Below are 18,870 nucleotides of genomic sequence, written 5' to 3' on the forward strand. Positions count from 1 at the left end.
CCCCGCCCCCCCCCCCCCCCCCCCCCCCCCCCCCCCCCCCCCCCCCCCCCCCCCCCCCCCCCCCCCCCCCCCCCCCCCCCCCCCCCCCCCCCCCCCCCCACGGGGTGCCGGACGGTCTCGCTGCAGACCACCACCGACACGCCCGAGCAGCCACGGCCCACCCCGGCGTGCTCGCTCCCGCCTGCAGCACCGCTGTCCGCCGCGGCTCCGCACGCCCGGTCATCCCGCTGGCCAGGACGTCGCCGACCGCCCGGATCCGTCGATCCGGGCGTTGCCCCCACGCTCGATCACGGTCACCGTGGAGCCGTGCCGCGACGATGGGTCCCCGCCATACCACCGGACGACACCGGCGTGCAGGCCCACGGCCCGCTGCTGCTCAGCGAAGCACCCGGCATCCGCGCCGAACTGGACCACGTCCAAGCCCACGCCCACCCCGCCGGGCTGATGCTGCACCTGAACCTGCACGCCGACGGCGCGCCCGCCCGAGCCGCCCAGCGGCAACTGCTCGACCGGTCCCGCGACCCCCTGGACCCGGCCGGCGGCACAGCCGACCTCGGCTCCCAGCCGGTGCTGCACGTGACGATCAACGACCTGGCCGACCAGGTCCACGCCAAGCAGCGCTCGGTGCGCACCCACCAGGACAACGGCACCGGCGAGGTGCGCCTGACGATGCACGCGCGCTACTGGATCGCCGAACTGCCCGCCGATGCCCGGGTGCGCCTGAGCATCTCCTGGCCACGAGCTGGCCTGCCCCGCACCGAGCACACCCTCACCCTGTCCAGGAACACAGGCCGCTGAACCCCGCGGAGACCCGCACCGCAGGCTCTCGACGCCGGCAGAGCACCAAGACGCTCCAGGGACGACCGGCTGCGCACGGGGCCGCGGCAGTCAGTCCACCCGTTCCAGCTCCTCCTCGCTGAAGACGAAGCCGCCGGCCACGGGGAAGCTGACGAGGAAGCCACCGACAGCGAGCTCCACGTGGACCACCCCGACCACATCCGTCGTCAGCCCGCTCAAGCGATCCTCTTCGTCCACCGCCTTGAGCCGCACCCGATCCCCCGAGCTCAGCCTGCCCCGGGCGTTGACGGGCTCTCGCTCACCCGGGCCTGCACCGCTCACACCCCGATGCTCCACCACGCGCGCGGCGCCCGGACGCACGCACGCGTGAACGGGCGCCGGCGCCCGCTCCTGCCGATGTCGTGACGTCCCCTCCGTGGTGATCTCGCACGGTCGAGGGTTCAACAGTGCGGGATCACCACGGGTGCTGGACGGTCTCGCCGCACCCCGTCGCCGGTGCGCTCGAGGAGTGTCGGGCCGCCCCGGCGTGCCCGCGCTCGCCCGCGGCGCCGCTGTCCGCCACAGGTTCCGACGCACGGGAGTGCCGCGCTCCGGGAGCGGGGGAGCAGCGGCCCCGGCTGCCGGCTGCACGTCCGCAGAACGCACCCGGCGAATGATCGTCGTCGGTACCGTCGGTCCACGTTCCAGCAACAAGGCCCGGTCACGACCAGTTCGAGTAGCGGCTGACGCCAGGCCGCCCCGCCCTCCCGGTGTCGTGCGGTAGGAAGAGGCGTGGGCTACCGCGACACCTTCATCTCCGTGGCCGAGGACTGCCGAGCGGGCACCGGTGAGGTGCCGCCCGCGCGGACCCGGCCCACCGTGGCCGGTGTGCAGCACGCCATGCTCACCGCGCGCCCCGGGCACTACACGCAGGAGGAGGTGCTGCTGGCCTGCTCGCCCCGGCTGCGCGCCCGCGAGGACGTCGACGAGCTGGAGCAGCTGCCCGCCGAGGAGCTGCAGCAGCTGATGGCCGAGTACTTCGCCCAGCCCCGCGCCTGCCTGCGCGCCTCGCCGCTGGCCAAGACCTACGGCTGGGGCCTGCACCACGACGAGCACGGTCGCATCACCCTGCACGCCGTGGACTCCCCGGAGTACGCCCGGCTGAGCGCCGACGCCTCCCTGACCCAGCTGAAGGCGATGCGCTCACGCCGCGCCGGGTGAGCGCGGCGCCGACCCCGCCCGTCCCGCCCTCGCCCCGAACCCCGAACCAGGAGCACGCGTGAGCCCGACGGTCCAGGACCGGCGCCCTCCCCAATGGATCATCGACCGCGTCGCCAACCCCGTGGTGCGCTTCCTGGCCCCCACCCGGTTCGGCTCCCGCCTGCCGGTGGCGGTGCTGCGGTTCACCGGCCGGCGCAGCGGACGCCGCTTCGAGGTCCCCGTGGGGGTGCACGACGTCGCCGGGCAGCGCCTGGTCTTCACCGGCGCACCGTGGCGGGTGAACTTCCGCGGCGGAGCGCCCGCCGGGTTGCTCACCGGCGGGCGGGTCAGCGCGGTGCGCGCGAGCCTGGTGGAAGACCCCGCCGAGGTGGGCGGGTGGTTCCGCGCCGCCTTCGCCGCGGGCACCACCCCGGCCCAGCTCGCCCTGCGCATCGCCCCCGGTCACGACCCCGGCGACGAGGAACTCGCCGCGCAGCGCAACGTCCTGCTCCTGCGCTAGGCGGGCCGCGCCCGCCGCCGGCGCCCCGCGCACCCCGCCGGCGCGTCACACTGTTCGCCATGGCGAGGCAACCCTGGTGGCGGGCGACGAAGACGCTGGAGCAGTCCAAGCGGGCGGGGATGCTCTACGCGGCCCTCGCGGCGTTGTCGTGGACCCTGTGGCACGGCGACAGCAGCCCCCTCATGTGGCTCGTCAAGATCACCTTCACGGTCGTGGGGCTCTACTTCCTCGCCGCCTGGTACGTCAGGCGCTCCCGCGAGGAGGAGGCCGGCTAGTCACGCCGCCGCTGCCGGTCGGGCGCAGCCGGGTGTCGATGGTGTCGACCAGGCCGTCGCGGTCGTTCCAGCGCGGGCGCAGGGCCGGGGCCGTGTGCGGACGCGTCCCGGTCGACGTCTCCTGGCGCAGGGGGTGCGTGCCCCGGTGGTCCGGGGCTGTCGTCGGCGGGCAGGGCCCAGCACGATGGGGGCGTGAGCGAGGAGAGCACCTCCGCCGGCGCTTCCGGTCGTCCTGCGGCCCGCAGCGGGTGGATGAGCAAGGACGAGATGCCCCCGCACGTGCAGCGGCTGCTCGAGGGCACCGGAGCCGAGCGGCGCGAGGCGATGCGCTGGGTGCTGGAGCACGTGCGTCAGGCGGGGCAGCCCCGTGCCGCGGACTCAACGGACTGAAGGCGTCCTCAGCGAGGTCATCGGCCACGGCGTCTTCGCTCGTTCGAGGAGCGGTTCGCCTCGGCGGGAGCACCAGCACCTCGGCACGAGCGCGCAGCCCACGTCGGTGCAGCTCGGGCATCGGGCCCGGCAGGCCGGCGATCGATCCGGGAAGGCGGCGTCGTGGTCGGTGCCGGCGAAGGAGGTGCCGAAGCGCACCGGGTGCGCCGTGACCGCGTGCACGACCGGTGGGGAAGCAGCGGTGCTCACCGGTTGCCGGGCTAGCGTCGAGAGCGTGCCGGAGCCTTCGCTGCAGCAGCCCACGGACGACGCCCGCCAGCCCTTCCGCATCGTGGTGGACGTCCTGGCCACCCCCGAGCAGGTGCACGCGCTGCAAGAGGTCCTCGCGCGAGCGCTGTGCGCGGCCCCGGGAGGGCATCCCGGTGCGTGCCGCGTCGCCTGGTCGATGGCGCACGCCGGTGGTGGTGCCGACGGTCTGGACGGCTCGTACGGCCTGGACGAGGAGGAGGCGGCCTTCCTCCGTGGACACCTGGCACAGGTGCCGGTGTGGCCGCGAGCGGAGGTCGACCGCAGCCTGGGGGTGTCGTCGACCCCGCACCCGTGACCGGCACCCGGCACCGTGGTCGCGTCGCCGGGGCGACCGGCGACGCCCCAGTGCACGCTCAGGTCTTCGATCTCCTCAGGCTTCAGCACGCTGGTGACCACCAGCTCGACGACCCGCCGGCGCAGCTCGGCCAGTCGCTCGTTCCCGGCACGGGTGACCGGACCGGGACGGCGTTCACCCACCGGCCCAGGTTGCCCGAAACCGTGCGGCCGGGTGTGTGCTCGGCGCCCGGCCGTCAGTCGAGGTAGCCGGTTCGCGGGTTGACCCCGGTGAGGAAGTCCGCGATGGCTACTTCCATCTCTGCTGGTGCCATCGCCGAGCCGTCGGAGGACTTCGAGGTGAAGCCGTACGGGTGGGGGCCGCTGAGCCGGTCGGCGTCGTAGGTGCCGGGCTCGCTCTCCCGCTCACGCACCACCCACTGGTGCCCTTCGACGGTGAAGTGCCAGACGGCCATGCGAGCCACGATGCCTGGGGCAGCCGGTGCTCGCTCGTCGGCAGGGGAGGGCGGTCGCGGGACGTCCAGGCCAGCGGGATGACCGTGAACTCGATGGGGCCATCTCGTCGCTCCAGTGCTCAGGAAGCTGCCGTCGCCGGGATCAGGATGGGCAGGTTGATGAGCAAGTGCAGCGTCATGACCGCGCGGTGCGCTGGCGCTGCTGTGAGCGGTGCAGTGCCCTGCCGGTGCGGCCTTCAGGAGGCGGTGGGTCCTTGCAGTCGGCTGTGTTGGTGCCGCGGCTGGTTGCTGTGGGCGCTGTGGATGCTGATGCTGCCCAGCGTGACTACCTGGGTGGTGGGGTCCAGGTGCCCGGTCAGGAATGCCGCGAGCTCTTGTGCGCCGGCCTGGTGCCCACGGGGCTCGTGCGCGTTGCGGGTGAGGATGTGCTCGACGCTGACGTAGCCGCCCGAACCGTCCAGCGGTGTGCCGATCGGTGCACGGGTGCCGTCGGGCAGGGTCAGGGTGCGCGACGCCTCGTCCCAGGTGGTGCCGTGCGGCCAGATGGCGGGGTACTCACCGATGCTCAGGCAGCCGTGGCGGTGGCCGAGCTCACCGTGCACCGAGGCGGTGGCGCTGGTCGTGCTGGTGGTGTGCAGGGTCAGCAGGGGGCCTTGCACGGACCAGGACGCGGTGGGCCGGGTGGGTGCGGTGCCCGGCGCACTGTCCTGCGCGGGGGGCACTGGCTCTGCGAGTGGCGGCAGGATCAGAGCACTTCGATCATTCGGATCGTTGGGATCATCCCCGCGCGGGACACCGGACCAGGGACGGGTCGCCAGTGTCAGCACGCCCATGGCCAGGCTGAGCACGACGAAGACGGGGGTGCCGCTGTGCTGGGCGTTCATCCGGTTGGGCAGGGGTAGCCGCACGCCCTTGACGGTAGGTCGATGAGCGGCCGCGTGAACAGGTGCTCATCGACAAGAGCGCGAGTCGCCGGCGTCCATGATCGCGCGCTGAGCGCGAGATCACCGGCCCCGCCCTAGTACCGACTGAGGCACCTGCAGCTCACGACGTCGCGGCCGTCCCCGCGGCGGCACCCGGTGTCGTCCCGGGGCACACCTCCGCCCAGCCGATGCCGTCCTGCAGGCCGGTGTGCTCGGCGTTGTTAAAGACCACCCGCAAGCTCGTCCCCTCCCCCTCGGCGCTGATGGAGCCGTGCCAGCCGTAGTGGCCCTTGCCGGAGAAGGGCCACCGGGGACCACCGCCGCCGCCCGGTTCAGTGCCTTCCTGCCACACGAAGCGCAGGTCGGCGTCAGGCTCGACGACGACCCCGGCATCGGCGAGAACGTCGGCGACGTCCTGCTTGGCCGCCTGCAGCTGCACGGTGGCCTGCAGGTGCCAGACCGCCTCGACGGGAGTGCCGTAGCGGCAGGTGCTCTCCACGGTCTGGGCGATGCCGGCGCTGGTGAGGGGGTCCAGGAAGTGTTCGCTCAATTGATCTTCAGCGTCGTGGATCTCACCGCCACAGCCAGTGAGCGTCATCATGATCAGCGTGAGGGCGCCGACGGCGCCGAGCGTGCTCCGTCCGTAGCGCACGTGGTGCTCCTCGTCTTGGTTGGAGAGCGGTGTCCTCGGTGTCGAGTCTGCATGCCCTCGGCTCACGCCGATGGGCAACGGGCGAACGAACGACCGGCGGAATCGGGATCGGCGGTGGTGGTCAGCGGGGCCTGCAGCTCGGCGCCCGGCAGGTGATCGCGGCCTCGAGCGACCGCTCGGTCATCGACATGAGAGCAAGATCGTCGAGCTGCCGTTATGGCGCGGATCGCGGCAAGAGCGGGCGTGCCGCAAGGTGGCCCCTACCGTGGTGGCATGGAGCGCCAGCGATCTCGTGCGTGGCGGGTGGCTGAGCGGCTACGGCTCGTCGAGGAGCCTGGGCTACGTCCGGTGGGCAGTCGAGCGTGGTGGCGCCGTTTGGCGTTGGCCCTCGGTGTGGGCTTGGGCGCCAACATCCTCATCCATGCCTTCGACTTCTTCGGCTGAGTTGCCACTGCACGCACCTCGCGGGATGACCGTGCGTGTCGCCTCCGTTGACGGCGGTGCGTGACCGGATGCTCGTCATGTGTCTCGCTCGCTGCACCTGTCGCTTCCGGTGGCCGTCGCGTCCTCTGCTGCGGTCTTGCCCGCGGCGGTCGTCCTGATCGCTGAGCTGGTGCAGTGGCACGCCTCCCGCCACGGCTGGCCGACGGGCGGCCCTGAGCGCGGTGCACGGCTGGTGCCGGGCCCGCAGGTGGTGCTGGTGCTCGGCAGCCCCAGCCGCCCCGGCGGGCAGTTGCACCCGATGCAGCGCTGGCGCACCGACATCGCGGTGCGCTCGATGCACCCGGTGCACGGTCGGCTGCTCTTCACCGGCGGGTGCACCGGCGCTCCTGGCGAGCCCAGCGAGGCGCGCGTCATGGCCGATCACGCCCGCGAGGTCCTCGGGGTGCCGGCGCAGCGCATCGAGCTGGAGGAGGCCGCGCGCAGCACCTGGCAGAACGTGCAGCACTGCCTGGACCAGCTCGAGCAGGCGGGCAGCATCGTGATCGCCTCCGCGCCCACGCACGCGGGCAGGGCGCGGCGCTACCTGGCCCGGCTGCGCCCGGACCTGGCGCAACGGCTGGTGCCGGCTGCGGACTACCGCTTCGGGGAGCGCAGCGGGTGGAAGGCCGCCACCCTCGCCTACGCGCTGGCGCGCACCGCCGGGCGCGTCCTGATGCCCAGGATCGCTGCTGCGTGACAGCGGCATGAGCGAGCGGTCGAGCCCTCAGCCGTCGAACCGGTCCCGGAGGTTGCCGTTGACGAGCTGGTCGATGCGGTAGCGCAGCCGGCGGACCTCTGCGGCGCTGCTGAGAGGTTCGTGCAGCAGCAGCGTCCAGGTGAGTCGACCTCCCCGTGGGTCGTCGGAGAGGCCGAAGCGGATGCGCGCGGTCGGCAGCTCGGGCCACAACGACGACCAGGTGAGCGACGTCGGTTCCTCGGCCGCGATGACGTCCGGCTGCTGCTCGTCGGGGTGCAGCAGCAGCCAGGGGCGGTTCGGGTCCTGGCCGGGGTGGGCCAACGCGTCGAAGAGGACGTGGGGTGGTGGAGCGTGCAGGGTGCTTCGTCCGGCTGCTCTCATCACCGGACCGAGGCTACGGCGCTGCGGCGTGCTCCTACCAGCTCGTCGAAGCCTGGCCGTGTTGGCGGAAAGCGCTGGTCAGCGCCATGAGCGTGATGCGGGTGGTGGCGGGAAAGCGTTGAGGCTGCTCTTGCTGCCTGAGCTCCTCAACGCACCAGGTCCAAGTCCTCGCAGGCTCCGCCCAGCACGTCGGCGGCGTCCGCGTCGATGACCACGCACGCCGCGCTCTCGCCGCGCACCCGCACGGTGACCAGCCGCACCGCCTGCCCGGTGGCCCGGGAGAGCGCCAGGTCCTCGGCCGGGGTGAACACCAGGTGCGGTTGCGACTGGCTCAACCCTGCTGATGCCTCCTCGGCGACGACCTCCCACGCCGGGGCGGTGCGCAGGTCAGCGCCGGCGGCGGTGCGGTCGACGGTCTGCACCACGCGCTCGGCCAGCCCGGCGGCACCACCGGCGGCGGTCACCTGCTCGGTGGCGTCCACCGCGAACAGGTCGTACGGCGCGGCGGGGCGGAAGGTCAGCCACGCCAGCGCCGCGGTGGCAACCACCCCCACCAGCGCCACCGCGGCCGCGGCGCGGGGCGGCACCAGCAGCGCCAGCGCGGCCGTTCCCGCCCCCACCAGGGCACCGGCCAGCAGGCCGATCGGCACCAAGAGCACCAGCAGCGAGCCGACGTCGGCGCTGTAGAAGGCGACGTCGAGCACCACCGCCAGGACCAGACCCAGCCCGGCACCGGCCAGCGCGTGCCGGCCCAGCAGCCCCGCCCCGCGCGCGGCGCCGCTGAGAAGGCGCGAGAGCAGCACCCCGACGTACGTGCACGCCACCACGACCAGCGCCCACCAACCGCTGTCGCGGTCGGTGCCGTCCTGGCCGGTGGCCAGCGCCCCGAACGCCAGGGCCAGCAGCGCCACCACCCCTGCACCGGCCAGGCGCCGCCACCAGCGCAGCGCCCCGGTGCCGAAGGCGTCGGTACGCACCCGCGAGGTCACCTCTCGTGCCGGTTCCCCGTTCAGCCCGGTCGCGCTCACAGCACCAGCATCGCGCTGCGGCCTGCTGGAGGGCACGGCCGAGCGGGCGTTGGGAGCTGTTCCGTGCGCCACAGTCCGCGGGAGCCGAACGGTTCAGCGGGGCGCCCGGCAGCACACAGTGGGGTGGGGTCCGCGATGGTGCACGCCACGTCAGCGTCATGACCGCGAGGTGGTGGCGTCCGTCCTGCACGAGCGATTAGCTGCGCGGGTGGCTGGTCGCGCTCACCCCTGTCGGGCTGGGTGTGGTTGCGGGATGTCGACCACGCCGAAGAAGTCGAAGTAGTAGGCCGCGTCGGCGGTCAGGTAGAGACCGACCACGAAAGCCAGGGTGAGAACCAGACCGCGTCCGGAGCGGGCCAGGGACTGCGATCGGCGCTGCGCCCAGGTCTGGAACCGCGCCCCGACCAGGCGACTGGCGATCAGCAGAGCCAGCGGGAGCAGGACGACCACGCCGTTGTAGCCCACCAGCAGCGGAACCCACTGGATCGGGGGCAGGTCGGAGCTGCCGATCAGGCCCAGGGCGGCCAGGTAGGGGACGGCGGTGGGCAATTCGACGACGGTGACGGCCAGCCCCAGCAGTAGCAGCCGTCCCGGGGAGGCAGTGGCGGCGTCGTTCGTGCGGGGTGGGCGCGCTGAGCGGGTGGGTGTCAGGGTCCCGACGAGGAGCAGGGCCGCGCCGACGACGAGTCGGATGACGTAGGTGGTGCGTGGGGAGACCGAATCCTGCGCCGTGGTGAGGGCTGCGTCGAGGCCGAGGAGCAGCAGGACGCCGCCCGTGATCATGGTGAGGAAGATGCCGGCGAGGTAGGGCAGGACGAGATGAGCGGGGTGGGCGCGGCGCTCGGCGGCGCGCAGGATCAGCAGGAGGGTGACGGTGATCGCTGAGGGGTTGAGGCTGTCGAGGGCGGCCAGGCCAAGGATCGGCAGGATGAGGGAGAGCACCGCGCCTCCTTGGCGGTCTGTTTCGTGTCCAGCGCGGGGTCCGGTTCCGCTCGTCGTGGTGGCGGGGCCTTCACGCAGCTGACTCTCTTGGGTGGTCGTCGGCAGCTGCATCAGTCGATCGGGTGGGGGATCGGCATCCACCGCTGGAGTGCCCACGCCCGCCAGCGCACGTCCATCGGGAAGGATGGACACCGTGATCCTGGAGCAAGCCGTCCTCGACGTCCGAGCCGGCCGAGCCGACGCCTTCGAGGTCGCCTTCTCGAAGGCGAAGACGATCATCTCCGCGATGCCCGGCTTCCGACGCCTCACGCTGTCCCGCTGCGTGGAGCGTCCCGACGCCTACCTGCTGCTGGTGCAGTGGGACACCCTCGAGGACCACACCGAGGGCTTCCGGGGATCAGCGCAGTACCAGGAGTGGAGGCGGTTGCTGCACCACTTCTACGACCCGTTCCCCACCGTGGAGCACTACCGCGAGGTCGCTACCGCCTGAGCCGACTTCGGTGACGCTGGTCGGCGGCACGACCGCGCACACGGAACGCACCTCCCAGCAGTGGCGCCGGGCACGCCTGTCGTCGATCGCCGAAGGGTCCTGGCGCCTCGCCGCGCTCGATCGCCCGGTCCCGGGCGGGCGCTGCGAGCATGGGCGGTGGTGATCGAGCGGGTCGAGGCGGGAGGGGTCATGCCGGTGAGCGCGGTGCTGTCGCGGGTCGGGTTGGTGCTGGTGCACCTGGGGGGTGCGCTGGCTCTGCTGGCCCTCTGGTCCGACGCCACGCTGACCCCTGGTGAGGGCGCCAACATCGGTGGGGCCCTGGCCGTCGTGGCTGGTGCGGGTCTCTTCGTCGTCGGGGTGCTCCTCGAGGCCGGCGCCTTGATCACCCACGTGGTGGGCAGGGGCCGCGACCGCCGTCGTGGTCGGGTCGCAGCCGCCCGCTGAGGACGACGGGCCGTTCGTGGGCGTCCACGACAGCGCCGTGAGCGCGCACCGCGGGAGCCGGTGGGCTACTCGCCCTCGGTTCTCGGTGGTCTGCGGGTGTCGTCCTCGCTGGTGGTGGTCCGCGTCGGTGGGGAAGGCACCGATCGCGAGTCGCCGGGTGTCCAGCCGTAGATCGCCGACTGCACCGCTCCGGTCCGCACGAGGGGGTCGGCGACCTTCGATCTGACGTCTCGGCGCTTGTCGGCCCAGCTCCTGCACCGTGGCACGAGCGGGTCGCGGGCGGCCAGTGGGAGCCTGCCGCGCGCGCCGTGGAGCAGCGGTGGGAGCGGGCGCCGCGCAGGTTCAGTCGCGAGGGGAGCCGCTCGCCAGAGCGGCCAGGCTGTGCGCGATCGACGTCAGGGCCAGGGCTTGGACGGCCTCCCAGGTACCCGGCTTCAGGTTCGCGGCCGTAGCGGCGGCGTGCTCGGCGTAGGACTTCGCTGCTGCGAGGTTCTGGTCGCTCACCTGGAGCACCTCGCCACTCACGCGCGTCCAGCGTCTCGCGGCTCGTCGTGCCGGGGACCAGCCCGGGTGGTGGGCCGGGACGTGCCCGGCACGCCCTAACCTCGGGGCGTGCCGCTGCCCCCGCCCGTCCCCGCCGGCCGGCGAGCGTGAGCGGTGTCCTGACCGGCTTCGTCGTCGTGGCGAGCGTCGTGGCCGTCGGCTACCTGCTGGGCCGCACCGGCGCCCTCGGGCCGGGGGCGCAGGCGGTGGTCTCGCGGCTGGTGTTCTTCGTGGGCACCCCCGCGCTGCTCGTGCGCACGCTCGCCGGCACCGACCCGCGCGAGCTGCTGTCCGAGCAGGTGGTCCTCACCGGCGCGGGGGTCGCCGTCTGCGCGGTGCTGTGGTGGGTCCTGGCCCGCCGGCGCCTGCACCTGGGCGTGCGCGAGGCCGTGATCGGCGCCCTGTCCTCCTGCTACGTCAACGCCGTCAACATCGGGCTGCCGGTGGCCGCGTACGTGCTGGGCGACCTGACGGCCGTGCTGCCGGCGCTGCTGCTGCAGATGGTGGTGCTCTCCCCGGTGGCGCTGGCGGTGCTGGACGTCACCGGGGAGCGCGCGCGGCCACCGGGACGCGCCGCCCGCGCGCGCCGCCTCGTGGCGCCCCTGCTGAACCCCGTCCTGCTGGCCGGGGCGACCGGGCTCGCCCTGAGCGCCACGGGGGCGTCCCTGCCCACCGCGCTCGACCGCCCCCTGGAGCTGCTGGGCGGGCTCGCGGTGCCCGGGGCGCTGCTGGCGTTCGGCATGTCCCTGCACGGGCGGGTCTCGTCGAGCTGGCGGCGCACCGACGTCCTGGTGGCCACCGCGCTGAAGGCGTTCGTGCAGCCCGCGGTGACGTACGCGGCGGCCCGGTGGGGGCTGGGGGTCGGACCCGCGGGCACGTACGCCGCGACCGTGGTCGCCGCCCTGCCCACGGCGCAGAACGTCTTCACCTTCGCGGTGCGCTACGGCGCCGGGGTCGAGCTGGCCCGCGACACGGTGCTGCTGACCACGGTGCTGTGCGTGCCCGTGGTGCTGCTCATCAGCGTGCTCCTGCCGCACGGCTGAACCGGCGGCCCCGCGCGAGCGGTGGTGCGGGGCTCAGCGCGCGGCGCGCCACGCCTCCCAGGCGGAGGAGACGATGTCGTGCAGGTCCTTCGAGGCCGTCCAGCCCAGCTCCTCGCGGATGCGCGTCACGTCGGCGACCAGCTGCGGGGGGTCCCCGGCGCGCCGCTCGCGCACCTCCGGCTCCACGTCGATCCCGGTGACCTCCCGCACCACGCGCAGCACCTCGAAGACGGAGGCGCCCGCACCGGTGCCGACGTTGAAGACGTCGTGCCCCTCCTCGGCGGCCCCGCCCGCCAGGTGGTCCAGCGCGGCCAGGTGCGCCTCGGCCAGGTCCAGGACGTGCACGTAGTCGCGCACGCAGCTGCCGTCGGGGGTGGGGTAGTCGTCGCCGAGCACCACCGGGGCGCGGCCGGCGTCCAGCGCGGTGAACACGATGGGGATCAGGTTCATCACGACCGCGTCGCCCAGGTCCGGCCAGCCGGCGCCGGCGACGTTGAAGTAGCGCAGGTTCGCCGAGCGCAGCCCCCACGCCACCCCCGCGGCGCGGTTCATCCACTCGCCCACGAGCTTGGTCTGCCCGTACGGGTTGATGGGCTCGGCGGGGCCGTCCTCGCGCACCACGTCGACCTGCGGGGCGCCGTAGGTGGCGGCGGAGGATGAGAAGACCAGCCGGCCCACCCCCGCGTCCTGCATCGCCTGCAGCAGGTTCGCCTGCCCGCCGACGTTCTGCTGCCAGTACCAGGCGGGCCTCTCGACGGACTCGCCGACCTGCTTGCGGGCGGCGAAGTGCACGACGGCGTCCACGGAGTGCTCGGCGAAGGCGCCGCGCAGCACCTCCTGCGCACCCTCGGCGGCCAGGTCCACCTGCACCAGGGGGGAGTCGCCCACCCGCTCGGCCCGGCCGTTGGACAGGTCGTCGACCACCACGACGTCCTCGCCGCGCTGCTGCAGCAGCCGCACCACGTGGGAGCCGATGAACCCCGCACCGCCCGTCACCAGAACGCTCATGCCCGTGATCGTAGCCACGGGCGGCGGCCGTCCGGGTGTTCCGCGGCGGCCGTTCACCCCCGTGGGCGCACCCCGTTCCCTAAGGTGCGCAGGGTGTTCGTCCTCGACAACCGCGTCCAGCCCTACGCCTGGGGCAGCGCGCGAGCGATCCCCGACCTGCTGGGCACCGAACCCGACGGCGGACCGCAGGCGGAGCTGTGGATCGGCGCCCACCCCTCGGCCCCCTCGCTGGCCGCACCCGCCGGCGGGGGCGCGCCCCGGCCGCTGGACGAGGTCGTCGCCGCCGACCCGGCGGGCGTGCTGGGCCCGCAGCGCCGCCGCGACCGGCTCGGGTTCCTGCTGAAGGTGCTCTCCGCGGCCGCGCCGCTGTCCCTGCAGGCCCACCCCGACCGCGCCACCGCGCAGCGCCGGTACGCCGAGGAGGAGGCCGCCGGCGTCGCGCCCGACGCCCCGCACCGGCTCTACCGCGACGACGAGCACAAACCTGAACTGCTGTACGCGCTGGAGCCGTTCGCGGCCGTGGCCGGGTTCCGCTCCCCGGCCGCGGCCCGCGAGCTGCTGACCGGCCTGGACCTGCCGCCGCTGCCGCCCGCCGCGGACCACCTGCTCACCGGGCTGCTGCACGACCTCGCCGGTGCCGACGACGGCGCCGCCCTGCGCGCCGCGACCACCCGGCTGCTGGCCGCCGCCGAGGACGCCACCGCACCCCTGGTGGGCGCCGTCGCCACCGCCTGCCGCGACGTCGACGACGACTCCGCGCGCTGCGTCGCCCTGCTGGCCGGGCACCACCCCGGCGACCCCGGCGTGCTGGTGTCCACCCTGCTGAACCAGGTGCGCCTGGCACCGGGACAGGCCCTGTACCTGCCGGCGGGCAACGTGCACGCCTACCTGTCGGGCACCGGCGTGGAGCTCATGGCCAGCTCCGACAACGTGCTGCGCGGGGGCCTGACGTCCAAGCACGTCGACGTGCCCGAGCTGCTGCGGGTCCTGGACTTCCGGGTGCTGCCGCCGCCGCTGCTGCCGCCGCGGCGCGTGTCGGACGACGAGGAGCTCTTCGCCCCCGGCGACGTCGACGACTTCGCGCTGAGCGTCCTGCGGGTGCGCCCCGGCGCCCGCACCCGGTGGGAGCGCGCGGTGCCGCGCGCGCTGCTGTGCCTGGAGGGCGAGGTGCGGGTGGCGTCCACGGCGGGGGAGGTGGACCTGGCGCGCGGGCGCTCGGTGTTCGCCACGGCCGCCGAGCACCCGCTGACCCTCACGGGGTCGGGACGGCTGGTGGCGGCGGGCCCCGGCGGCGCCTGAGCACCCCGCCGGCCAGGGCGCGCGCCAGCACCGGCGCCGCCAGCAGCATCACCAGCAGCCGCAGCACCTGCACGCTGAGCACGAACGTGGCGTCCGCGCCGGAACCGACCGCCGCGGCCAGCACCGCGTACAGCCCGCCCGGCGTGGTCGCCAGGTACGTGTCCAGCAGCGGCAGCCCCGTCGTCGCCGACAGCAGCGCCGCCAGGCCCGCGCTGCCCGCCAGACCGGCCACGATGAGCGCCAGCGCCGCGGGCAGCACCCGCGCCACGCTCGCCAGGCTCGCCGGGGTGAACCGCAGGCCCACCTGCAGGCCGATGAGCGCGTACGCCAGCGCCTCCAGGGTGCCCGGCACCCGCGCCGCGCCGGCCAGGCCCCCCAGCGACAGCGCCGCCGCCAGCAGCATCGGCCCCAGCAGCGACGCCGCCGGCAGGTGCGCCACCCGGCCCAGCCACCGCCCCGCGACGCCGCAGACCGCGAGCAGCAGCAGGCCCGCCCACAGCGGGCCGCCCGCCGCGGGCCCCTGCGGCCCCTGCGCGCGCACCCCGAACGCCACGTGCAGCACCACCGGCAGGGACAGCACCACCACCAGCACCCGCACGTACTGCACCACCGCCACGACGCGCTCGTCCGCGCCGAGCTGGCGGGCCATGACGACCAGGCCGCTCGCCCCGCCGGCCACCAGGGCGAACGCGCCCGTGACGGCGTCCACGTCGCGGTGCCGGCCCAGCAGCGCACCGGTGCCCAGGCTCAGTGCCAGCGTGCCCAGGGTCACCAGCAGCACGGGCAGCCAGTGCTCCCCCAGCGCGGCCAGCGTCGACAGCTGCACGAGGGTGCCGATGGTGACGCCGACGACGGCCTGCGCCGCCGTCCCGGTGCCGCGCGGCAGGGGCAGCGGGCGCGGCAGCAGCAGCGCGTCGAGCAGCCCGGTGAGCAGCCCCGCGAACAGCGTGGGCGAGGGCAGGCCGGCAGCGGCCAGGGCGGCGGAGGCGGCGACGGTCGCCGCGGCCAGCACCACGGCGTGCACGACGGTCCCCGCCCCGCCGGAACGGGGCACCGCGGGCGGCACGGTCAGGTGCGCGGCAGCCGCGCGTCCACCCGCTCCTGCGCGGCGACCGCCTCCGGCAGCGCGTCCAGGTCCGGGGTGAGCACCGCGGAGCCGCCGCGGCACCAGGCGGCCAGCGGGCCGCGGACCGCGTCGGCGGGGCCGACGTCGGTGAGCAGGCGCACCCCCACCGGCCAGGCGGCGCCGGCGGCGGCGGCCTCGGCCAGCAGCGAGCCGTGGGTCAGGCCGTCCAGGGCCCCGTCGCCGGGCGCCGGCTCCGCCAGGGGGGCGTGCACGTCGCCGTAACCGGTGACGACCCGCGCGTAGTCCAGGACCCCGGCCGGCAGCTCCGCGCCGAACGACGTGGCCAGCGGCGCGAGGGACACGGCGACGCGGTCGGCGGGGCCGTCCCCCAGCGCCGCGGCGCTCGCCGAGACCAGGACGTCGGCGTCCTCGTGCGCGCCCGTCAGCGCGTGCGCGCCGGTGGACAGCACCGCCAGCTGCCACACCAGGGTGCGCCAGTGCGCCGGCAGGTCCAGCGCGACGCGGGTGCCGGGACCGGCGTCGAACTCCTCCTCCAGCAGGTTCGCCGTCTTGGCGACCCAGTTGGCCAGCACGCGCGCCGACAGCTCCACGCGCTCTCCCGTGTCGGCGTACCGCTCGCCGTAGAAGGTCAGGCGGGGCGCGGTGGGGTCGCCGGCGACGAGGGTCTGCAGCAGCGCGGGCACCGAGCGGGGGGCGGAGGGCGGCACGCCCCCACGCTACGGCCCACCCCGCCCGCCCCGCCCGACGTGGCGGTGGTCATGGCGGTGATCAAGGAAGTTGCAACTTCCTTGATCACCGCGGGTCTCGTCGTGGGTGGGGCAACCTGGCGGGGGTGTGCGGCGTCTCAGAGGGCAGTCGTCGCGAGGAGGGGCCGTGGAAGGGTCGTTCGAGGAGTTCGTCGCCGCGGGCGGCGGCCGGCTCCTGCGGACCGCGCTGCTGCTCACCGGCGACCGCGCCGCCGCCGAGGACCTCGTCCAGGACGTCCTGGAGCGGGCCTACGTGCGGTGGCGCTCCATCGAGGACCCGCACGCCTACACCCGCACGGCGATGACCCGCGCCGTCACCGACCGGTGGCGGCGGGTGGCGCGGCGCCCGCGGGAGGTGGAGCTCCAGGGCTGGCACGGGCGGCCCGTCCCCGACGGCGCCGCGGACCGGGCCGTGCGCGCGGACGTGGTGGACCACCTGCGGAAGCTGCCGCCGCGGCAGCGGGCCGTCATCGTGCTGCGCTACTTCGAGGACTGGTCCGAGGAGCGCATCGCGGACGAGCTGGACGTCTCGCGCGGGACCGTCAAGAGCCAGGCCTCCAAGGGCCTGGCCAGGCTGCGCGAGCTCATGGGTGCCGACGAGGACGAGGAGGCGATGAGCCGGTGGTGAACGAGGTCGAGGAACGGCTGCGGCGCGAGATGGCCGCCGCGGTGCAGGACGTGGAGTCGCCGGCGTGGCTGCCGGCCGCGGCGCGCAGGGGGGGCCGCCGGCGGGCGAACCGGCGCCGTGCGCTGCTGGCGGCGCCCGCCGCGGCGGCGGCGGTGGGCGCCGTCGGCGTGGCCTCGTGGGGCGGCTGGTCCGGGCCGGGGGGGACGTCGACGGCCTCCCCGGCCGCCTCGGGCGCGCCGGCGACGCAGCCGGACGTGCGGACCAGCGCGGGCCCGACCGCCGAGGCCGGCGGGCAGGAGGCCCTGCGGGAGGCGGCGCGCACCGCGGTGGAGCAGACCAGGGCCCTGGAGGCCTACTTCGCGGCCGGGTACGACTACGACGACGCCGTGGAGCTGGGCCGGTCGTGGAACGTCGAGCCCGGTGAGGCCAAGGTGACCGCCGGCGCGGACCTGCTCGCGGGCCGTCCGGTCCCACTGGAGCCCACCGGCGAGCCGTACGTCGCCGCACCGGCGGACGAGGAGCTCGTGGCGTTCTTCGGGGCCGGGTACGGCTACGCCGACGCCGTGGAGCTGGGGCGGCTGTGGAACGTCGAGCCCGCGCAGGCCAAGACGACCGCGGGCGCGCACCTGCTGGCCGGCGAGGACCTGCCGTTCGAGCCCGCGGAGCAGCCCGTCGAGCAGCCGCCCGCGTCGGCGGACGAGCGGGCTGCGCAGCGCGAGGCGTTCTTCGCGGCCGGGTACGGCTACGACGACGCCGTGGAGCTGGGGGAGGCGTGGAACGTGGACCCGTGGGAGGCGAAGGCGCTGGCCGGGGAGCGCCTGATGGCCGGTGAGACGCTGCCGGTGCAGCCCTGAGCACCTCCGGCGGTGAGCCGGTCCTGCACCGGCGCACCGGGGTGGAGGTGGAACTGCTCGCACCGCGCGGGTCCAGCCGCCGGCACCTGGCCGACGAGCTGGCCCGCCGGTGCGGCGGCTCGGTGCGCCCGGTGTTCCACGCCGACAGCGAGACGTCGGCGACGGCGGGCGTCGAGAGGTTCTGGCACCTGACGCCGGGCTTCGAGGTCCTCGGTGCGGACGGCGCGGTCCTGTGCCGCCTCGTGGACGACACCACCATCGTGCAGGACCTGGACCCCTCGGCCGCGCCGCTGCCGGGCTGGTACCGGGTGCTCACCGACGACGCTCGCCTGCTGCGCCTGGTCGCCGCGCGCACCGACCCGGCGGCCGGGATCGGGGCGGTGCTGGAACCGGTGGCGGAGCTGTTCGGCACGCGGGTCGCCGCGGTGGGGTCGGTGTTCCGCGTGGACGACGGTGCCGGGGCGAGCGTGGCGATGGCGGCACCGCTGCCGGGGGAGCGCGAACGCCCCTGCGAGGTGATCACCCCTCCGCTGGAGGTGGACCACCTGGACGCGCTGGAGGCGCTGCTGGCGCCGGCGCGCGAACTGGGTTTCACCGTGCCCGCCGAGGCGGCGGTGCACCTGCACCTGGACGCGGCGCCGTTCCGCGACGTGGCCGCGTTCCGCGGGGTGCTGCGGTTGTTCGGGCCGTGGGGCCCCGGGCTGCGGCTCCTGCTGGGCACCAACCCCGCCTGCCGGCGCCTGGGCCCGCTGCCGCCGGAGCTGGTGGCCCTGGCGGAGCGGGAGTGGACCGGGTGGGGGGAGCTGCGCGCCGCCGCGGCGGGCACGGGCGTCTCGAAGTTCCGCGACGTGAACCTCACCCACGTGCTCGGGGTGCGGCCGGGCCCGCCGACGCTGGAGGTGCGGGTCCTGCCGGGCTGCGCCGACGGCGGGGGGGTCGTGCGCCGGGCCGCGCTCGTCGAGGCGCTGCTGGACCGGTTCTGCTCCGGGGAGCCGTTGCCGGCGGCCCCCCGGGACGGTGCGGAGGCGGCCGCCGCGCTGCTGGCCCTCGCCGGGCCCGTCCCGGTGCGGCGGTAGCGTCCGGGGCGACAACCGCCGCCGCAGGAGGGGAACCCCCGTGCCGTACTTCGTCGCCACCTACGCCTACACGTCCGACACCGCCGCCCGAGACGAGGTGCGCCCCGTGCACCGCGAGTGGCTCGCCGGGCTGGGCGAGCGCCTGGTGCTGTCCGGGCCCACCGACGCCGACGGCGCCGTCCTCGTGTTCGAGGCGGACGACGCGACCGCCGTGGAGGCGCTGCTGGACGAGGACCCCTTCACCACCGGCGGGATCGTCGCCGAGCGCCGCGTCGTCGGCTGGAACCCGATCCTGGGGCGCCTCGCCGGTTCCCTCTGACCGGGGG

General features: G+C 75.0%; 25 protein-coding genes. 15 read left to right on the forward strand and 10 right to left on the reverse strand.

Going from position 1 to position 18,870, the window contains the following annotated elements:
* The first annotated feature begins 306 nt into the window (after positions 1-306).
* From ACRYM0_RS09895 to ACRYM0_RS09920, 6 genes are all read left to right on the forward strand, one after another.
* A complete protein-coding gene (locus ACRYM0_RS09895; protein WP_432504558.1) occupies positions 307-798 on the forward strand; it encodes a hypothetical protein in 492 nt (163 codons plus the stop codon).
* 771 nt (positions 799-1,569) lie between these two features.
* Positions 1,570-1,998 carry a DUF6157 family protein gene (locus tag ACRYM0_RS09900; protein WP_432504560.1) on the forward strand — a complete coding sequence of 143 codons (429 nt, stop codon included), beginning with the start codon at positions 1,570-1,572 and terminating at the stop codon, positions 1,996-1,998.
* Between the two features lie 58 nt (positions 1,999-2,056).
* Positions 2,057-2,497: a grhN gene (locus ACRYM0_RS09905; RefSeq protein WP_432504561.1), complete on the forward strand. Its 441-nt coding sequence runs from the start codon at positions 2,057-2,059 to the stop codon at positions 2,495-2,497.
* A 59-nt stretch (positions 2,498-2,556) separates the two neighbouring features.
* Positions 2,557-2,772, forward strand: coding sequence for a hypothetical protein (locus ACRYM0_RS09910; RefSeq protein ID WP_432504563.1), 216 nt, complete (start codon positions 2,557-2,559; stop codon positions 2,770-2,772).
* 192 nt (positions 2,773-2,964) lie between these two features.
* Entirely contained in the window at positions 2,965-3,162 is a 198-nt protein-coding gene (locus ACRYM0_RS09915; protein ID WP_432504565.1) for a hypothetical protein, read from the forward strand.
* Positions 3,163-3,436: 274 nt separating this feature from the next.
* Positions 3,437-3,766, forward strand: coding sequence for a hypothetical protein (locus tag ACRYM0_RS09920; protein WP_432504568.1), 330 nt, complete (start codon positions 3,437-3,439; stop codon positions 3,764-3,766).
* 235 nt (positions 3,767-4,001) lie between these two features.
* On the opposite strand, the gene ACRYM0_RS09925 is transcribed toward ACRYM0_RS09920, so the two are convergent.
* The 3 genes from ACRYM0_RS09925 to ACRYM0_RS09935 form a co-directional block, all read right to left on the reverse strand.
* Entirely contained in the window at positions 4,002-4,220 is a 219-nt protein-coding gene (locus ACRYM0_RS09925; RefSeq protein ID WP_432504570.1) for a hypothetical protein, read from the reverse strand.
* Positions 4,221-4,456: 236 nt separating this feature from the next.
* Positions 4,457-4,879 (reverse strand): hypothetical protein, encoded by a 423-nt coding sequence (locus tag ACRYM0_RS09930; protein WP_432504572.1) that lies wholly within the window; start codon positions 4,877-4,879, stop codon positions 4,457-4,459.
* Positions 4,880-5,264: 385 nt separating this feature from the next.
* Positions 5,265-5,795, reverse strand: a complete 531-nt coding sequence (locus tag ACRYM0_RS09935) for a hypothetical protein (protein WP_432504573.1) — start codon at positions 5,793-5,795, stop codon at positions 5,265-5,267.
* A 580-nt stretch (positions 5,796-6,375) separates the two neighbouring features.
* Here ACRYM0_RS09935 and ACRYM0_RS09940 point away from each other — a divergent pair.
* Positions 6,376-6,975 (forward strand): YdcF family protein, encoded by a 600-nt coding sequence (locus ACRYM0_RS09940; RefSeq protein WP_432504576.1) that lies wholly within the window; start codon positions 6,376-6,378, stop codon positions 6,973-6,975.
* A gap of 27 nt (positions 6,976-7,002) precedes the next feature.
* On the opposite strand, the gene ACRYM0_RS09945 is transcribed toward ACRYM0_RS09940, so the two are convergent.
* The 3 genes from ACRYM0_RS09945 to ACRYM0_RS09955 all read right to left on the reverse strand — a co-directional run bounded on the left by ACRYM0_RS09945 (position 7,003) and on the right by ACRYM0_RS09955 (position 9,326).
* Positions 7,003-7,356, reverse strand: coding sequence for a hypothetical protein (locus ACRYM0_RS09945; RefSeq protein WP_432504641.1), 354 nt, complete (start codon positions 7,354-7,356; stop codon positions 7,003-7,005).
* A gap of 146 nt (positions 7,357-7,502) precedes the next feature.
* Complete coding sequence (locus tag ACRYM0_RS09950) at positions 7,503-8,384, reverse strand: hypothetical protein (protein WP_432504578.1); 882 nt, start codon at positions 8,382-8,384, stop codon at positions 7,503-7,505.
* 222 nt (positions 8,385-8,606) lie between these two features.
* Positions 8,607-9,326, reverse strand: coding sequence for a GAP family protein (locus ACRYM0_RS09955; protein ID WP_432504580.1), 720 nt, complete (start codon positions 9,324-9,326; stop codon positions 8,607-8,609).
* 193 nt (positions 9,327-9,519) lie between these two features.
* Here ACRYM0_RS09955 and ACRYM0_RS09960 point away from each other — a divergent pair, with 193 nt between their 5' ends.
* The gene (locus tag ACRYM0_RS09960) at positions 9,520-9,816 is read left to right on the forward strand and encodes an antibiotic biosynthesis monooxygenase family protein (protein WP_432504582.1); all 297 of its coding nucleotides are present in this window, start codon (positions 9,520-9,522) and stop codon (positions 9,814-9,816) included.
* 159 nt (positions 9,817-9,975) lie between these two features.
* Positions 9,976-10,260, forward strand: a complete 285-nt coding sequence (locus tag ACRYM0_RS09965; RefSeq protein WP_432504584.1) for a hypothetical protein — start codon at positions 9,976-9,978, stop codon at positions 10,258-10,260.
* Positions 10,261-10,602: 342 nt separating this feature from the next.
* On the opposite strand, the gene ACRYM0_RS09970 is transcribed toward ACRYM0_RS09965, so the two are convergent.
* A complete protein-coding gene (locus ACRYM0_RS09970; protein WP_432504586.1) occupies positions 10,603-10,764 on the reverse strand; it encodes a hypothetical protein in 162 nt (53 codons plus the stop codon).
* A gap of 146 nt (positions 10,765-10,910) precedes the next feature.
* On the opposite strand from ACRYM0_RS09970, the gene ACRYM0_RS09975 reads away from it, so the two are divergent.
* Positions 10,911-11,846, forward strand: coding sequence for an AEC family transporter (locus ACRYM0_RS09975; protein ID WP_432504589.1), 936 nt, complete (start codon positions 10,911-10,913; stop codon positions 11,844-11,846).
* A 33-nt stretch (positions 11,847-11,879) separates the two neighbouring features.
* Here ACRYM0_RS09975 and galE read toward each other — a convergent pair whose 3' ends face one another.
* Entirely contained in the window at positions 11,880-12,854 is a 975-nt protein-coding gene (gene galE, locus ACRYM0_RS09980) for a UDP-glucose 4-epimerase GalE (protein WP_432504591.1), read from the reverse strand.
* Positions 12,855-12,947: 93 nt separating this feature from the next.
* Between galE and manA the strand changes: the two genes are divergently transcribed.
* Positions 12,948-14,153: a mannose-6-phosphate isomerase, class I gene (gene manA, locus ACRYM0_RS09985; protein ID WP_432504592.1), complete on the forward strand. Its 1,206-nt coding sequence runs from the start codon at positions 12,948-12,950 to the stop codon at positions 14,151-14,153.
* On the opposite strand, the gene ACRYM0_RS09990 is transcribed toward manA, so the two are convergent.
* Positions 14,107-15,207: an AbrB family transcriptional regulator gene (locus ACRYM0_RS09990; RefSeq protein ID WP_432504594.1), complete on the reverse strand. Its 1,101-nt coding sequence runs from the start codon at positions 15,205-15,207 to the stop codon at positions 14,107-14,109. The genes manA and ACRYM0_RS09990 overlap by 47 nt on opposite strands.
* 14 nt (positions 15,208-15,221) lie before the next feature.
* Positions 15,222-15,947, reverse strand: coding sequence for a TIGR03089 family protein (locus ACRYM0_RS09995; protein WP_432504596.1), 726 nt, complete (start codon positions 15,945-15,947; stop codon positions 15,222-15,224).
* Positions 15,948-16,113: 166 nt separating this feature from the next.
* On the opposite strand from ACRYM0_RS09995, the gene ACRYM0_RS10000 reads away from it, so the two are divergent.
* Genes ACRYM0_RS10000 through ACRYM0_RS10015 form a run of 4 tightly spaced genes read left to right on the forward strand, consistent with a single transcriptional unit; the run spans position 16,114 to position 18,863 of the window.
* Entirely contained in the window at positions 16,114-16,614 is a 501-nt protein-coding gene (locus tag ACRYM0_RS10000; protein WP_432504597.1) for a SigE family RNA polymerase sigma factor, read from the forward strand.
* Positions 16,611-17,468, forward strand: a complete 858-nt coding sequence (locus tag ACRYM0_RS10005; protein WP_432504600.1) for a hypothetical protein — start codon at positions 16,611-16,613, stop codon at positions 17,466-17,468. The genes ACRYM0_RS10000 and ACRYM0_RS10005 overlap by 4 nt, the downstream gene beginning before the upstream one ends.
* 47 nt (positions 17,469-17,515) lie before the next feature.
* Complete coding sequence (locus ACRYM0_RS10010) at positions 17,516-18,544, forward strand: amidoligase family protein (RefSeq protein WP_432504602.1); 1,029 nt, start codon at positions 17,516-17,518, stop codon at positions 18,542-18,544.
* A 40-nt stretch (positions 18,545-18,584) separates the two neighbouring features.
* Positions 18,585-18,863, forward strand: coding sequence for a YciI family protein (locus ACRYM0_RS10015; RefSeq protein WP_432504604.1), 279 nt, complete (start codon positions 18,585-18,587; stop codon positions 18,861-18,863).
* Positions 18,864-18,870 lie beyond the last annotated feature (7 nt).

It is taken from the genome of Kineococcus arenarius subsp. arenarius (genome assembly GCF_050871845.1).
In the GTDB taxonomy this organism is placed as follows: domain Bacteria; phylum Actinomycetota; class Actinomycetes; order Actinomycetales; family Kineococcaceae; genus Kineococcus.

What these genes read in the sequence shown, in the direction of transcription:
- ACRYM0_RS09910 (WP_432504563.1), top strand. Translation starts at nt 2,557, where the DNA reads ATGGCGAGGCAACCCTGGTGGCGGGCGACGAAGACGCTGGAGCAGTCC.
- ACRYM0_RS09925 (WP_432504570.1), bottom strand. Translation starts at nt 4,220, where the DNA reads ATGGCCGTCTGGCACTTCACCGTCGAAGGGCACCAGTGGGTGGTGCGT.
- ACRYM0_RS09945 (WP_432504641.1), bottom strand. Translation starts at nt 7,356, where the DNA reads ATGAGAGCAGCCGGACGAAGCACCCTGCACGCTCCACCACCCCACGTC.
- galE (WP_432504591.1), bottom strand. Translation starts at nt 12,854, where the DNA reads ATGAGCGTTCTGGTGACGGGCGGTGCGGGGTTCATCGGCTCCCACGTG.